The sequence below is a fragment of the Corynebacterium sp. CCUG 70398 genome, assembly GCF_024454055.1.
In the GTDB taxonomy this organism is placed as follows: domain Bacteria; phylum Actinomycetota; class Actinomycetes; order Mycobacteriales; family Mycobacteriaceae; genus Corynebacterium; species Corynebacterium genitalium.
The window spans coordinates 57,579-71,780 of the sequence record NZ_JAGPYZ010000003.1 but is presented as its reverse complement, the minus strand read 5'-3'; the positions used below and the strand labels follow the sequence as shown (position 1 = coordinate 71,780).

The window sequence follows — 14,202 nt, the reverse complement described above, 5'->3', positions numbered from 1 at the left end:
CCGCACCATGTCTCCCCGTGTCGTAGTTCCGCTCGGCGTTGCCGGTACCACGCTTATCGCGCTCGGTTCTTTCGGCGCGGGCGCCACCCGCAACCGCGGCGGAATGCTCGACTACTTCGGATGGGCCTTCCTGTCCTACGGCCACGCGCGCGGGCTTGCCGACGTCGCTCTCACTGCCGGGCTTTTTCTCCTCGTTTTCGCGTGGGTCATGCTGCAGGGAGCTCACGTGGAACAGGTCCGCGCTGCGGTATGGGGGTGGACCGCTCCCCTGCTGCTCGCGGCACCGCTGATGTCGCGCGACGTGTACTCCTACCTCATGCAGGGCGCCATGGTGCGCGACGGCTTCAACCCTTACGACGAGGGCGCGGCCGTCAACCCAGGGCCGTACTTACTGGAGGTCTCGCACGACTGGCGGAATACGACCACCCCTTATGGCCCGCTGCACTTGTGGATCGGTGAAGGAGTGACCACTGCTGTCGGCGACAACGTCATGGCCGGCATCATTGTCTACAAATTCATCTCCTTCGCCGGTTTCGCCGCTATCGCGTGGGCAGTCCCGCGCATCGCGCGTGAGCTGGGTGGGGATCCTGCATTGGCGCTGTGGCTCGGCGTGGCCAACCCAGTGATGATCATCCACATGGTCGGCGGCATGCATAACGAGTCTGTGATGGTCGGCCTGGTCAGCATCGGCTTGCTCGCCTGCCTGCATAGCCGCTTCTTTGTGGGGATCGTGCTCATCTCCGTGGCGGTGTCGCTCAAGGCGACGGCGGCCATTGCACTGCCGTTTGTCGTATGGATCGCGATGCAGCGTTACGGCCGCCGAGTCACCGTCTTCCTGGCCACGGGAGTAAGCGTCGTCGCGCTGTCCATCGCCGTCGTCGCCGCAGTTACCTGGGCATCCGGCACATCGTGGGGTTGGCTAGCGGAGATCTCGGGCAACTCGAAGGTGGTCAATCCCCTCTCCGGCGCCACACTCATCACAGACTTGGTCACTCCGCTCGTGTGGCTGGTGGATGAGGAATTCCCTTACAACACTGTCCTCGACTTCACCCGCACCATCGGGTCTGTGCTCATGCTGGTTGGTCTCGTCGTGGTGTGGGTCCTCTACCGCCAGTCGCAGCGCCGCGCCGTCAAGGGCGTAGCACTGGCGTACCTAGTGGCGTTCGTGTTCAACGCGGTGACGCTGCCGTGGTACTACGCATCGTCGATCAGCGTTGCGGGAACGTTCGCACCGCCGCGCTGGCTGGTGAAGGTGACCGTCGCTGCGTCAGTCATTGTCGCGCTGTCGTTCATGGGCAGCGGAAACCACCGCTTTTACGTCGGCTGGTGGATGCTGGCGGTCTTCCTTCTCGGCTGGCTTGCAGCCCGGAGCGTTAAAACGCCATTGCCTGCGCGCGCCTGATTACTTCGCGGGCACCATGCCCATGCAACGCATCGATGGGGCGGCCAGGCAGACTGTCGTCGTCAGTGAAGAGGTAGGCGAGGATTTCGTCGGGGCGGTATCCGCCGTCGAGAAGCACCGTGATCGCGCCACCAACGAACTTGGATAGCTCATCACCGCTCAGAAGCGCCTCTGGAATGTACTTCACACCGTCAGCCTTGTGCGCAACGAGTTTTCCCGCACCAACGTAATCGTGGACCTTGGTCACTGGGACACCGAGACGGTCCGCCACCTCAGGGAAAGACAGCAGCGTTTCGCCCTCAAGAAGGGTGTCAAGGTCATATTCGATATCGCTCACGCTCTTCACTGTACGCGCGCTGCTAGCACTTCCCCAGCCTCGTCGGCCATACTTATATGCCATGAGTGACCTTGCAGCTGGCGACGTATTGGAAGGACGTTACGCCGTGGACCGCCCCATTGCCCGCGGTGGCATGTCCACGGTCTACCGCTGCCTGGATACTCGTCTCGACCGCGAAGTCGCCGCCAAGGTCATGCACCCGCGCTATGTCGACGATCCGCTGTTTCTCGACCGCTTCCAACGCGAAGCTCGCGCCATGGCGCAGATGAGCCACCCGAACTTAGTCAACGTCTACGACTTCTCGTCCCACGGCGAGGATGTCTTCCTCATCATGGAGCTCATCACCGGCGGCACGCTGCGCGAGCTTTTGGCCGAGCGAGGTCCCATGCCCCCGCATGCCGCTGCTGAAGTCATGCGTTCGATGCTCACCGGGCTGTCTGTGGCGCACCGCCGCGGGTTGGTCCATCGCGACATCAAACCGGACAACATCCTCATTAACGGCGACAATTCGGTGAAGCTCGCAGACTTCGGCTTGGTTCGCGCAGCCAGCGAATCCCAGCGTTCCACCGACCAGATCGTGGGCACCGTCGCCTATCTCTCCCCGGAGCAAGTCGACGGTTCCGAGCTCACCCAAGCTTCGGACGTCTACTCCGCCGGCATCGTGCTCTTTGAACTGCTCACCGGTACCCAGCCGTTTTCCGGCGACACCTCACTGGCGCACGCGATGGCGCGGTTGCACAGGGATGTGCCGCCGCCATCCTCACGCATCGCGGGGGTGCCCATGCTTTTCGACGAGCTCGTGGCCACCGCCACTGCCCGCCACCCCCGCGACCGCTTCGCTGACGCAGACGAATTCCTCGACGCCCTCGAAGACGTTTCCGCCGACTTGGACTTGCCCGACTTCACCGTTCCGGCACCGACCCAGTCGGCCGCCCACCGTGTGGCCGCCATTCCGACCGGGGTGACGCAGATCGAACAGGACGGGGCAGAGGAACCCGAGCTTGCGCCCGAAACGCGCTTTGACCACCAGCCGGTATACGAACCAGAGCGCGAGCACCTGCAAGAACCAGTACGCGAACCATCGCCTGCGCTGTATCACCAGGACCACCAGCAGCCGTATCGGCCGCAAGCCCCTGCGCCAGTGCCAGCGCATGCACCTGCGCACCCGCCCGTTCCAGCACAGGCACCGGTGCGCGAACCTGAAGCTCCGCGCATCCCCGAACCGGAGACGAACCGCTCCGCAGCGGCAACAGCCGTCATGGTGCTACTCATGATTACAGCCACCGCGGCTGTCGCCGTCGGTGGCTGGTGGTACGGCTCCGGATGGTACGGGGAGATCCCCGAGATCATCCGGATGCCGGAGTACTACTAAGCGCAACTTAGTTGCGGAGCATCTCCGCGACGAGAAACGCGAGCTCCAGAGCCTGCTCGGTGTTCAGGCGCGGGTCGCACGCGGACTCATAACGGCCCGGCAGGTCGATGTCGGTGATGTCCTGGGCACCGCCGAGGCACTCCGTGACATGCTCGCCGGTCAGCTCGATGTGAATGCCGCCCGGGTGGGTGCCCAGGTGGCGGTGGACCTCGAAGAAGCCCTGCACTTCGTCGATGATCTTGTCGAAGTGGCGGGTCTTGTATCCATTGGACGCGGTGAAGGTGTTGCCGTGCATCGGGTCGGACTGCCAAATGACCTTGTGTCCCTCGCGCTCAACAGCATCCACAATGCCCGGAAGGACATCACGCACCTTGTCGTGGCCCATGCGGGCGACAAAGGTGAGGCGGCCGGGTTCGCGGTTCGGGTCCAGCTTCGCGGCGTAAGCGACGGCTTCCTCCGGGGTGGTGGACGGGCCGAGTTTCAGGCCGATCGGGTTGTTGATCAGCGCCGCGAAGTTCACGTGGAAGTCGTCGAGGCCGCGGGTGCGCTCGCCGATCCAGAGCTGGTGAGCAGACAGATCGTAGAGCTTGGTCTCGCCGTTCTCGTCTTCGGCGAGGCGCAGCATGGCACGCTCGTAATCCACCAGCAACGCCTCGTGGGAAGCGTAGATCTCGGAGGTGCGCAGCTCACGGTCATTCACGCCGCAGGCATCCATGAAGTGCAGGGAGCGGGTGATCTCGCGTGACAGGGCCTCGTAACGGGCGCCGGCAGCGGAGTTAGCCACGAACTCACGGTTCCATGCCTCAACGCGGTACAGGTCAGCGGTACCGGAGGTAGTCAGAGCGCGCACCAAGTTCATGGCGGCAGAGGAGTTGGCGTAAGCGCGGACCATGCGTGCCGGGTCGTGCTTGCGGGACTCTTCGGTGGGTTCCACACCGTTGACAATGTCACCGCGGTAGTTCGGCAGACCGTTCTCGTCCAAGTCCGAGGAACGCGGCTTGGCGTACTGGCCAGCAATGCGGGCCAGTTTCACCACCGGGGTGGACGCTCCGTAGGTGAGCACGACGGCCATCTGCAGCAGCGTCTTGATGTTGGCGCGGATGTGCGGCTCAGTGTTGGACTCGAATGTCTCAGCGCAGTCGCCGCCCTGCAGGAGGAACGCATTGCCCTCAGCGACGTCTGCTAGCTGGCTCTTCAGCTTGTGGATCTCGGGTGCAACCACCACCGGCGGGACCGATTCGAGGATCTTGCGGACGTATACGGCCGCGTTCTCATCCCATGTCGGCTGCTGTTTCGCTTCGAGGCCCAGAACCTTCTGGAATTCCTCATTGATATCGCCGGGCAACGGCGGTAGATCGGGCAGTACTTCTTTGGGGATGTCTACAGTCCAACTCACCCTATAACTTGTAGCACGCCCGAGACGTTTCTCCTACTCAGGGCGGGTAATTCTTCCACGGCGGTCCAATGGCAGAACGTCGTTGCAGGCGCGGAACTTGATCAGGTTGTGTCGAGCGTCCACAAGCGCGTCGTGGGCATCTTTCGGAGCAGGAGGAATCTTCGGGCGGCCAGCCATCTCCCAGTACTGCTTGAGCTCGCGGGTGAACCGCGGCAAGTCCTTAGGCAGCTTCGTCATGTCGCCCCACATCTGCGCGAAAACCACATGATCATAGGCACCCACCCACGCCCACAGCTCAGGCCTCGTGCCGTTTGGGGTGAGAAAGGCATGCACTTCTTCACGGATGCGCGCCAGAGGCTTCCATTCCGGACTGGACGGGTTCGGGAGTTTCTCTAGAACGTTCTCACGCACCCAAGGGTTGGCGCGTGAACCGTTGAAATCCGTGGACACTGCGTAATACTCGCGTCCGTCCTCAGCCACGATGCCGATGGAGATCAGTTCGATGGTGGAGCCATCTTCGATGAACTCCGTGTCATAGAAGTACCGCACGCTTTACTGCAGCCAACCCCACGGCGGCTCGGTGCCCTCCGGGTACCCGTTGCCAGCTTCGAGCGACTTCTTCACGGCCGCCGCGTAGGCGTCGCAGTAGGGGTAGCCGGACAGTTCCTCGAGTTGCTCCATGAAGAAGTCCGTGAACGGGCGCCACACGGCGGAGTCAGACGGGTCGTAGCCGTTGTCGCGGGCCCACTGGTGCGGGTCGATGGGCTCACCGACTTTGATGGTCACCTTGACCGGACGCGGAATCCAGGTGCCAATCGGGTTTGCCTCACGGGTGTCAATCATGGCCACTGGGATGCAAGGCACACCAGTTTCCATCGCGATTCGCGCCATGCCAGTCTTGCCCTTGTAAATGCGGCCGTCCGGGGAACGAGTGCCCTCCGGGTAGATGCAGAACAGGTCGCCGTTGTCGAAGACTTCCTTGGTCACTTTGAGCAAGTTGTCGCCGGCATCTTTCGCAGATCGGTCGATGGGAACCTGTCCCACGGAAGTGAAGAAGAATTTCTGGATGCGCCCGACCAATCCCGGAGCGGTAAAGTACTCCTTCTTTGCGGGGTGCACCAGCTGGCGCGGGCACACCAGGGGAAAGTAGAAGGAGTCCATCACGGCCTGGTGGTTGGACACCATTAGCGCGGGAGTTCCTTCGGGCGGAATGTTGTCCAGGCCGTGCGTTTCAGGCCGGTTCCACAACCGCAGCCAGGGACCAATCAAGATGTACTTGAAAAACTTGTACCACTTGTTGTTCATGTTTTCCCCTAAAGAAGTTTGCGGGCCAAATCAGCAACGCCAATCATACCTGCCTGCGGTCCAAGGTCCGCAGTTTGCAGACGTGGAATCGGGCGGAAGCCGGATCCGACCATGTTGCGACGCATGGCTTCGTGCGCAGCATCGAGGAACAGGTCAGCATCCGCGCTCACTCCCCCGCCCAGCACGATCAACTCCGGGTCGAGCACGTCGCTCACGATGGAAAGACCCTGTCCGAGCCAGCACGCAAAGTCATCCATTGTTGCTAGCGCCAGCGCATCGCCGTTGCGTGCGGCAGCGACAACATCGTTGCCAGTCGCGCGCTTATCGACGGCCCTGCGGTACAGCGTGCAGGGTTCAAATCCACCCTTCGTAGCAATCTCAACGGCGGTGTCCACCAGCGCAGTGCCAGAGGCATAGCGCTCCAAGCACCCTTGTTTCCCGCAGGAGCATGCACGCCCACCTTGGACGACGGTGATGTGACCGAATTCGGGTGCGGTACCAAAAGAACCGCGGTAGATCTCACCGTGATGCATGAGTGTTGCACCAATGCCTGTACCCACGGCAAAGAACACCCACGTGTCTGCGTCCTGGGCGGCACCGTAGCGGTATTCGCCCCACGCCGCGGCGTTCGCATCATGCTCCAGGCATACCGGCAACTCCAGCTCTTCTTCCAGCAGCTGCTTCACTGGCGCGTTGTCCTGCCACGGTAGGTGCGGAGCGAAACGGACCACTTCACAGTCCGGATCCAAGAAACCGGCGACGGCGAGACCGACAGCGCCGATGGAATGCCTGCGGCGCAAAACTTCCACCAGTTCGACGATGGCGTGAGTCAGTCCGTCCGCGTCGTGGGGAGTATGAGTTTCCTCCACGTCCACGATGTCGCCGTGCTTATCGACGACACCAGCGCGCGTATTCGTCCCGCCAATGTCGAATCCGATTGTGACCATGACAGATCATTCTAGACCCAACACACGGACGAGCCTGCTCGTCAGCATCTCCCACGAGAAAGCCTGGCTTACGTGCTCGCGGCCTGCGCGCCCCATGCGTCGACGCCTTTCCGGGTCCGCAAGCAAAGTGAGCACGGCCGTGGTGATCTCTTTCTCTGAATGCCCGTCCACGACAATGCCGCTCTCCGGTGTCACCGTCTCCGGCGCTCCGCCAGAGTCCCCCGCCACAACGGGGATACCGCACGCTTGGGCTTCCAGGTAGACGATGCCTAAGCCTTCGACGTCTAGCCCCCAGCCGCGTGTCCGGGCCGGCATTGCCATGACGTCGGCCGCAGCGAGAAGATCACGCATGTCCTCACGCTCCAGGCGGCCATGGAAACGCACTGAGTCTGTGACGGCGTTTCTATCGGCCAGCTTGCGCAGCGTGTCTTCATAAGGTCCCTGCCCGATGATCGCGAGCTTCGCATCCGGAAAGACCTGCCGGATACTTGGCCAAACGCGAATCAACATGTCCTGTCCTTTGCGCGCGACGAGCCGAGACGGAACAACCACCAACGGGTCTGCCCCGTAGCCGTAACGCTGCCGTGCTGAGCGCCGCTGCGACTCTGAAGCTGGGCGGAAGAAGTCCGTATCCACGCCCGACGGCAACGCGACATACTCCGGGTGCTTCCCGAAGGCGCGTGAGAACCTCCTGCGGGTGTAGTCCGACACGTAAGTCACCACGTCGGAGGAGTTTCCAATCCGCCGTAGTGCCTGGCGCGGCCCTGGGAGCATCGACCACCCGACTTCATGGCCGTGGGTGCTTGCGACAATTCTCTTCGCACCCGCCTTGCGCGCGACCCCGGCCATCAACCCCAACGGGGCGGCGGCGCCGAACCACACGGTGTCAATGCCCTGTTCTCGAATGATCTGGCTCATGCGTTCAGCGGTTCGAGGGGTAGGCAGCATGACGAGCTTCGGCCAGCGAAAGACAGGGGTGGCAGAAGAAGCGTCGTAAAGCGATGCTTGCTCATGATCCTGCGTCGATGCGAAAACAACGATGGACTCCGCACCGCATGTAGCAGCGACAGCGTCGGTGAAATCTCGCAAATACGACTGAATCCCGCCGAAAGTAGGCGGGAAGTCGTTGGTGACCAGGAGAACCTTAATGGCGCAGATGCCTTAGCGCTTAGTAGCGGACAGCGCCCTGAACAGGCATCGAGTTCAACGGCACGACCTGGACCGGAATACCGTAATCGGAGGCGTGCACAACCTGGCCGTCACCGATGTACATGCCCACGTGAGTAATTCCCGGGTAGTAACCGATGATGTCGCCCGGCTGCAGCTCAGACAAAGGCACCGGCGTGCCGCCAGCCAGCTGCGCCTGTGAGGTGCGCGGGATGGTCTTGCCGTTCTGAGCGTAGGACCAGTACATCAAGCCGGAGCAATCGAACTGGTTCGGGCCAGCTGCGCCCCAGCCGTACGGTGAACCAATCTTGGACAAGGCTGCACCCACCACGCCGTCACCATGGGCGGATGCCGGGACGTTGAGAGCTACCGGTCCGTTCTTCGCCTCCCACGCGGCGCGCTGCTCCGGGGTGAACGCATCCACGCGACGCTCGACTTCCTTGACCTTGGCGTCCAGGTCTTTGCGCTCCTTCTCCAGCTTGTCGCGCTTGCCCTCCAGCTCCGCCTTGCGGTAGTTGGCCACAGCCACGGCAATGTTAGCGTCGGTGGCCCGCTGGGCTGCTTGCTTGTTCAACTGGGTGGAGTTATCCAGGGTGCGCTGCGCGGAGCGGCTCAGAGAACCGAGGTAGGAAGCGCGGTCAATAGCCTCCTGCGGATTCATTGCATCGAGGGCATTAAGTCGAGCGTCGTTAGAGACGTTGCGGTACTGCGTACGCGCGTGGCCGTCGACCTCCTGCTGCGCGCCCGACCGAGCGCCTACCGCGCGTTCTGCTTCACGCTTTGCATCATCAGCTTGCCTCTGCAGCGTCTTGACTTCCTTATCGCCTTTGACGATCTGGTCCTCGATCTCCTTGACCTCTTCGGCCTTCTCGGTGGCCTGGTGGGAGACATCTTCCATCTCCTTGATCATGGTCTCAACGTCCTCGGCATAAGCCGGGACGGTAGAACCCGCAGTTGCGACGGCTGTAAGTACGCCAGCTGCAACGATCGGACGCGACGTGCGACGGGAGGAAGCGCGGTGCTTGCCCACGAGGACCTCTTTCTGAAAGAACATGAAGGAAGAGATGACAAACCTGTAACAAAGTTATAGCGTCCGCCCGCACCGGTCAAACACTTTGGACAGACTAAAGTGCCAAAAAGCTCCACTCTGTTACTGTTGTGACAATTGTGCGATAAAGAGCCAAAACCGGCCCGAGCCCCGAGGCTCCAGACCGGTTTTAGGTACGCCGCGGAAGTTCCTGCGGCAGGTGCTGCGCTAGAAGCGGACTGCAGAGTGAATCGGCATCATGTTCAGCGGGCGGTAGCCCACCGGGGTGCCGGAGTTCAGCGCGTCGATGATCTGGCCGTTACCGGCGTAAATAGCAACGTGGGATGCGCCACCGTAGTAGACGACGATGTCACCCGGCTGCAGGTCAGAAATGGCGACCTTACGGCCAGCGTTGGCCTGAGCCTGCGAGGTACGCGGAATCTGCTTGCCTGCCTGAGCGTGAACCCAGGAGGTGAAGCCAGAGCAGTCGAACGCGTTCGGGCCGGCAGCGCCGTAGACGTACGGGGAGCCGATCTTGGACTTTGCGATGGACACGATGCGCTCACCCTGGGACGGCTGGCGCACCGGAGCCGGTGCGGCAGCAGCCTGCGGCTGGCGGTTAGCGACAGGGGCGCTAGCGTACTTCTTCTCGACGCCGTTGATCCAGTCGTTGAAGCCCGGAACGTTAGCAACGCCCGGAACAGCCTTCACGGCCGCGATAGCAGAACGGATGTCAGCGTCGCGGTCGGCCTTACCGGCCAGGGACGGGATCCACTGCTCGATGCCCGGGATGCTTGCGATGCCAGGGGTGTTCTCAATGCCCGGGATCTCCGCAGAGATGTTCGTGTTAGGAACGCGAACCTCGGCAGCGTCAGCGGTAGTCGGGGCGATCAGGGTTGCGCCGGCGAGAACGGCGGACGCGGTTGCAACGGTGCGCTTGGTACCGTTTGCCTGGCGGCGGTGCTTAGCCACTTATAAACTCCATATCTCCAGTTGCGCCTACCGGGTTAGCTGTCGGGTTCGGTGCGGGAAGTCACCTCTAGGACGCTCCTGCGCTTGCGCGCTCCTTGCGCCCCGTTCACCCCAGGGAAGTCATGGTTCCCCGGCTTCCGGACCATAGGGGTCCTAGAACTCGGCTCTATGTGGTTCAAATGTCGCTTGCGCCTTCGTGGCTACAAGGTCTCAGCTAGGTTACGAAACGGACACAAGCATTGTCCAACGGCGCGCCCGTTATTTTTTCGTTATTTTCCCCGGCGCCCCGAAAAACCGACGCCTCGAGCCCCTCCATGCCAACCTGCTTTAGCGTGTGACGGCCTACTGCGGGCCTGTCACCAGCACGTTTGCTGCGGAATGACGTTACGTCCAAGGCCGGCAGAAAGCGATGATTGACGCCAAAATTTTCTGTTGTGATCCTGCTCACAGTAGAGGTCTTTATGGTTTTGTTACAAGCCAAAGGCCCCTCCCCCGCCCGTTTTTGGGCAGTCAGAGGGGCCTCGGCGTTATGCGCTAATGGCTCTAACGCTTGCTCTTAGTACCGGCGTCGCGGTCGACAGAGTTCTTCTCTGCCTCCAGCGCACGCAGCGTCTCCACCTCTTCGTGGTGGTTCTGGCGCGCGATCTCGTTGCGGCGCGCAGTGATCGCCGGATCATCCGGGCTGAACGTGCCGGAGGTCTCCGAGTCGGCGTAACCGAGCTGGTTCATCTGCTTCGGAACAACAGCGCCCGCGTACTCGAGCGGGATCTGGTGGCCGTGCTCGTCCACCGGGCCAATCGGCTGGTGAACCTCGACGAAGGCACCATTCGGCAGCTTCTTGATCACACCGGTCTCAATACCGTGCTCCAGGACCTCACGGTCAGAGCGCTGGAGACCGACGCAAATGCGGTAGGTGATGAAGTACGCCAGCGGCGGCAGCACGATCAAACCTATACGGCCAACCCAGGTCATCGCGTTCAGCGAGATCTGGAAGTGGTAAGCAAACAGGTCGTTACCACCGGACAATGTCAGCAGCAGGAAGAAGGTGATGCCCATGACACCGATACCGGTGCGGACAGGAACGTCGCGGGGACGCTGCAAGAGGTTGTGGTGCGCGTCGTCGCCAAGCATCTTCTTCTCTAGGAAGGGATACAGCAGCAACAGCACCACCATGAGGCCTGCCATCAGTGCCACCCAGAACACGCCCGGGATGGTGTAGTTACCCAAGTAGAGCTCCCACGCCGGCATGACACGGGCGGCACCATCCGTCCACAGCATGTAGACGTCAGGCTGAGAACCAGCGGACACCTGCGACGGGTTGTAGGGGCCGAGGTTCCAAATCGCGTTAATGGTAGTGACACCGGCCATCAGCGCGAGGACACCGAAGACCAGCAGGCCGAAACCGACAGCCTTGACTGCGAAGACCGGTAGAATGCGGATACCCACAACGTTGTTCTCGGTGCGGCCCGGGCCAGGGAACTGGGTGTGCTTCTGGAACCAGACCATCAGCAGGTGTCCGGCAATCAGCGCGAGGATGATGCCCGGCAGGATCAGCACGTGCATGATGTAGAAGCGGTCCAGCATGAGGTCGGACGGGAAGTCGCCGCCGAAGATTGCCCAGTGGATCCAGGTGCCGATGATCGGCAGGCCCACGATGATCGCGGACATAATGCGCAGACCGACACCGGAAAGCAGGTCATCCGGCAGGGAGTAACCGAGGAAGCCCTCGATCATGCCCAGCAGAATCAGGACAACACCGATGATCCAGTTGGCTTCACGCGGGCGACGGAATGCACCGGTGAAGAAGATGCGCAGCATGTGGGCGAACATCGCCATCATGAACATGAGCGCAGCCCAGTGGTGCATTTGGCGGATGAACAGACCACCGCGGACCTCGAAGGAAATGTCCAGGGCAGTCGCGTATGCGCGCGACATCTCCACGCCGTTGAGCGGGAGGTATCCGCCGTCGTAGATCACCTTCGTGATCGACGGGTCGAAGAAGAGCGCCAGGTACACACCTGTCAGCAACAGGATGATGAAGCTGTACAAGGCCATCTCGCCGAGCATGAAGGACCAGTGCGTCGGAAAGACCTTGTTCAGCTGCGGGCGCAGGACACCCGAGATCGTGTAGCGCGAATCAATATTGTCAGCAGCTTGACTGAGTTTAGTGCTCATTAGGACTTACGCTCCCAGAATGCCGGGCCGACGGGCTCAATGAAGTCCCCGCGGGCGATGAGGTAACCATCTTCGTCGATCTCAATCGGCAGCTGCGGCAGAGCGCGCGCAGCTGGACCGAAGATCGGCTTGCCGTGCTGCAGTGCATCGAACTGCGACTGGTGGCACGGGCACAGGATGCGGTTGGTCTGAGCCTCGTACAGGGAGGTCGGGCAACCGATGTGCGTACAGATCTTGGAGTAGGCGTAGTAGTCGCCGTAGTGGAAGTCTTCCTGACCTTGGCGCTCCACCACTGCGGCAGCGTCGGAGGAACGCAGGCGGATCAGCATGACCGCATTGCGCGGGCCGTGGATGGAGTGCATGTGGTTCTCGTACACGTCCAGGTCCGGGTTGTAGTCATCGCCGTCGTTAACGTCCTGCTCCAGGAGCGGGAAGACCGTCTCCATGGAAGCTGCGTCCAAGTCCTCGGGGCGCATGCGCACCAGGCGGGACACACCAGCCGTGGTGTAGTGCTTGCCGGCGTCACTGTCGTGCAGCTCGGCAATCGCACCGGTGTCGCGGCCCAGGTAAAGCTTCTTGCCTTCACGCGCCATGGACCAACCCTGGGTCCACAAGGTGCCGTCGCCTTCGTAGTTCATGGCGTGGCGGGGACGCCACGGGTTCTTGATCACGCCGCCGAGCGGGGCGATGATGGCCAGGCCAGCAAGCAGGCCAGCACCACCGAGGAGACCCTGCATCACCTTGCGGCGACCAAGGGTGGAAGTCTGCCATGCATCGTTAAGCAGCGCGGTGGTCGTGCGGCGGTCCAGCTCGGAGGAGCGGCCGTCGTGGCGACGCTGTACCGCGATTTCTTCCGGGATGAACTTCTTGACGTACTGGACGACAGCGAAGCCCAGAGATGCAAGCGCCAGGCCAGAGGTCAGGCCGAGCAAAGGGGTGTACATGGTGTACATCCACAGGCCTTCGTCACCGTGGAAGCGGGGCTCCCACGGCCAGAAGAGGTAAACGCCCAGGAATGCCAGGCCCATGACGATCGAGATGATCAGCCAGACCATGATGCCGCGCGCAGCGCGCTTCTCTGCCGGGTCATCCTCAATCGGCCAGCGTTCCTTGCGGTACGCAACCGTCACGTCGTCGAGCTCGGTGCCCAGGGCAGCCAGCTCGGCATTGCTCATGCGATCGAGCTCTTTGTCTGTGTAATCCTTCTTCACTTCATTGCTCATGAGCGCGATCCAATCCACATTGCAGCGGCGCCGACCAGGGTGACACCGATGATCCACATTGCAAGGCCCTCAGCAACGGGGCCGATACCGCCAAGCGACCAACCCGAGGGGCTCGGGGTTTCCTTGGCGGACTTGATGAAGGCGATGATGTCCTTCTTCTCGTCCGCGGTGAGCTGGCGGTCAGAGAACTTCGGCATGTTCTGCGGACCAGTCAGCATTGCCTGGTAAATCTCCTGCTCATTGGCAGGGTCCAGGACCGGCGCGTACTTACCGGAGGACAGCGCGCCACCACGGCCAGTGAAGTTGTGGCAGGACGCACAGTTGAGGCGGAACAGCTCCGATCCGCGTGCAACGTCGTCAGCCTGAATCTGTCCGTCGTAGTTCTTACCGCGCAGCTCCTCCATAGCGACAGAGCCGTCCTCGTTGTAGACCAGCTCCGGGCCGCCACCGTTTGCTGCAACATACGCGGCGATGGCCAGGGTCTGCGCCTCGGTGTAGCGCGGCTTCTTGCGCTCAGCCTGAGCGTCATTCGACATCATCGGCATGCGGCCGGAGTGCACCTGGAAGTACACGGCACCTTCACCGGTACCGATCAGGGACGGACCGCGGTCCTTGACGCCCTGGAGGTTAGCGCCGTGGCAGGTGATGCAAGCAACGTCGTAGAGGTCCTTGCCCTCTTGGATCATTGCCTGGTCGTCGCGCTGGGCGGTGGCGACCTGTGCGTCCGGAGTCAGGGCGGACGCAAGCAGGCCGGCACCCGTGAGACCAAACGTCAACGCCATCGCGCCGGCAGCGGACCTGCGCAGCTTGCGGCGGTTACGCGCCTTCTTGGGGGTGTTATCCATGTTGTTCCCTTTAGCGAAATCAGATTTTCAATCA

The 14,202-nt window shown here is 61.8% G+C and carries 12 protein-coding genes, 1 pseudogene and 1 riboswitch; of the genes and pseudogenes, 2 read left to right on the top strand and 11 right to left on the bottom strand.

Annotated features, from left to right (window positions below):
• Positions 1-7: 7 nt before the first annotated feature.
• Entirely contained in the window at positions 8-1,402 is a 1,395-nt protein-coding gene (locus KBX07_RS04925) for an alpha-(1->6)-mannopyranosyltransferase A (RefSeq protein ID WP_005289537.1), read from the top strand.
• Here KBX07_RS04925 and KBX07_RS04920 read toward each other — a convergent pair.
• Positions 1,374-1,748 carry an Rv2175c family DNA-binding protein gene (locus tag KBX07_RS04920; RefSeq protein WP_005289534.1) on the bottom strand — a complete coding sequence of 125 codons (375 nt, stop codon included), beginning with the start codon at positions 1,746-1,748 and terminating at the stop codon, positions 1,374-1,376. The genes KBX07_RS04925 and KBX07_RS04920 overlap by 29 nt on opposite strands.
• Positions 1,749-1,800: 52 nt before the next feature.
• Here KBX07_RS04920 and KBX07_RS04915 point away from each other — a divergent pair.
• Positions 1,801-2,685, top strand: a pseudogene (locus KBX07_RS04915) (protein kinase); the annotation flags it as partial.
• 433 nt (positions 2,686-3,118) lie between these two features.
• Here the strand turns inward: KBX07_RS04915 and KBX07_RS04910 are convergent.
• From KBX07_RS04910 to KBX07_RS04865, 10 genes are all read right to left on the bottom strand, one after another.
• On the bottom strand, positions 3,119-4,507 hold the full coding sequence (locus KBX07_RS04910; RefSeq protein WP_005289530.1) for a class II 3-deoxy-7-phosphoheptulonate synthase: 1,389 nt from the start codon (positions 4,505-4,507) through the stop codon (positions 3,119-3,121).
• 33 nt (positions 4,508-4,540) lie between these two features.
• Positions 4,541-5,056 (bottom strand): polyadenylate-specific 3'-exoribonuclease AS, encoded by a 516-nt coding sequence (locus KBX07_RS04905; RefSeq protein WP_005289528.1) that lies wholly within the window; start codon positions 5,054-5,056, stop codon positions 4,541-4,543.
• Between the two features lie 3 nt (positions 5,057-5,059).
• Positions 5,060-5,812: a 1-acyl-sn-glycerol-3-phosphate acyltransferase gene (locus tag KBX07_RS04900; RefSeq protein ID WP_005289525.1), complete on the bottom strand. Its 753-nt coding sequence runs from the start codon at positions 5,810-5,812 to the stop codon at positions 5,060-5,062.
• 8 nt (positions 5,813-5,820) lie between these two features.
• The gene (locus KBX07_RS04895) at positions 5,821-6,759 is read right to left on the bottom strand and encodes an ROK family protein (protein ID WP_005289522.1); all 939 of its coding nucleotides are present in this window, start codon (positions 6,757-6,759) and stop codon (positions 5,821-5,823) included.
• Positions 6,760-6,765: 6 nt separating this feature from the next.
• A complete protein-coding gene (locus KBX07_RS04890; RefSeq protein ID WP_255997953.1) occupies positions 6,766-7,908 on the bottom strand; it encodes a glycosyltransferase family 4 protein in 1,143 nt (380 codons plus the stop codon).
• Positions 7,909-7,927: 19 nt separating this feature from the next.
• Positions 7,928-8,980, bottom strand: a complete 1,053-nt coding sequence (locus KBX07_RS04885) for a C40 family peptidase (RefSeq protein ID WP_255994787.1) — start codon at positions 8,978-8,980, stop codon at positions 7,928-7,930.
• A 201-nt stretch (positions 8,981-9,181) separates the two neighbouring features.
• Positions 9,182-9,925: a C40 family peptidase gene (locus tag KBX07_RS04880; protein WP_005289516.1), complete on the bottom strand. Its 744-nt coding sequence runs from the start codon at positions 9,923-9,925 to the stop codon at positions 9,182-9,184.
• 9 nt (positions 9,926-9,934) lie between these two features.
• A riboswitch (cyclic di-AMP (ydaO/yuaA leader) is annotated at positions 9,935-10,101 on the bottom strand.
• Positions 10,102-10,468: 367 nt separating this feature from the next.
• Positions 10,469-12,100: a cytochrome bc complex cytochrome b subunit gene (locus tag KBX07_RS04875; protein WP_005289514.1), complete on the bottom strand. Its 1,632-nt coding sequence runs from the start codon at positions 12,098-12,100 to the stop codon at positions 10,469-10,471.
• Positions 12,100-13,323: a ubiquinol-cytochrome c reductase iron-sulfur subunit gene (locus KBX07_RS04870; protein ID WP_005289512.1), complete on the bottom strand. Its 1,224-nt coding sequence runs from the start codon at positions 13,321-13,323 to the stop codon at positions 12,100-12,102. The genes KBX07_RS04875 and KBX07_RS04870 overlap by 1 nt, the downstream gene beginning before the upstream one ends.
• Positions 13,320-14,168, bottom strand: coding sequence for a c-type cytochrome (locus KBX07_RS04865; RefSeq protein WP_255994785.1), 849 nt, complete (start codon positions 14,166-14,168; stop codon positions 13,320-13,322). The genes KBX07_RS04870 and KBX07_RS04865 overlap by 4 nt, the downstream gene beginning before the upstream one ends.
• Positions 14,169-14,202: the final 34 nt, after the last annotated feature.

Coding starts and splice junctions, on each gene's coding strand:
- KBX07_RS04925 (WP_005289537.1), top strand. CDS start 8: ATGTCTCCCCGTGTCGTAGTTCCGCTCGGCGTTGCCGGTACCACGCTT.
- KBX07_RS04900 (WP_005289525.1), bottom strand. CDS start 5,812: ATGAACAACAAGTGGTACAAGTTTTTCAAGTACATCTTGATTGGTCCC.
- KBX07_RS04895 (WP_005289522.1), bottom strand. CDS start 6,759: ATGGTCACAATCGGATTCGACATTGGCGGGACGAATACGCGCGCTGGT.
- KBX07_RS04885 (WP_255994787.1), bottom strand. CDS start 8,980: ATGTTCTTTCAGAAAGAGGTCCTCGTGGGCAAGCACCGCGCTTCCTCC.
- KBX07_RS04875 (WP_005289514.1), bottom strand. CDS start 12,100: ATGAGCACTAAACTCAGTCAAGCTGCTGACAATATTGATTCGCGCTAC.
- KBX07_RS04870 (WP_005289512.1), bottom strand. CDS start 13,323: ATGAGCAATGAAGTGAAGAAGGATTACACAGACAAAGAGCTCGATCGC.
- KBX07_RS04865 (WP_255994785.1), bottom strand. CDS start 14,168: ATGGATAACACCCCCAAGAAGGCGCGTAACCGCCGCAAGCTGCGCAGG.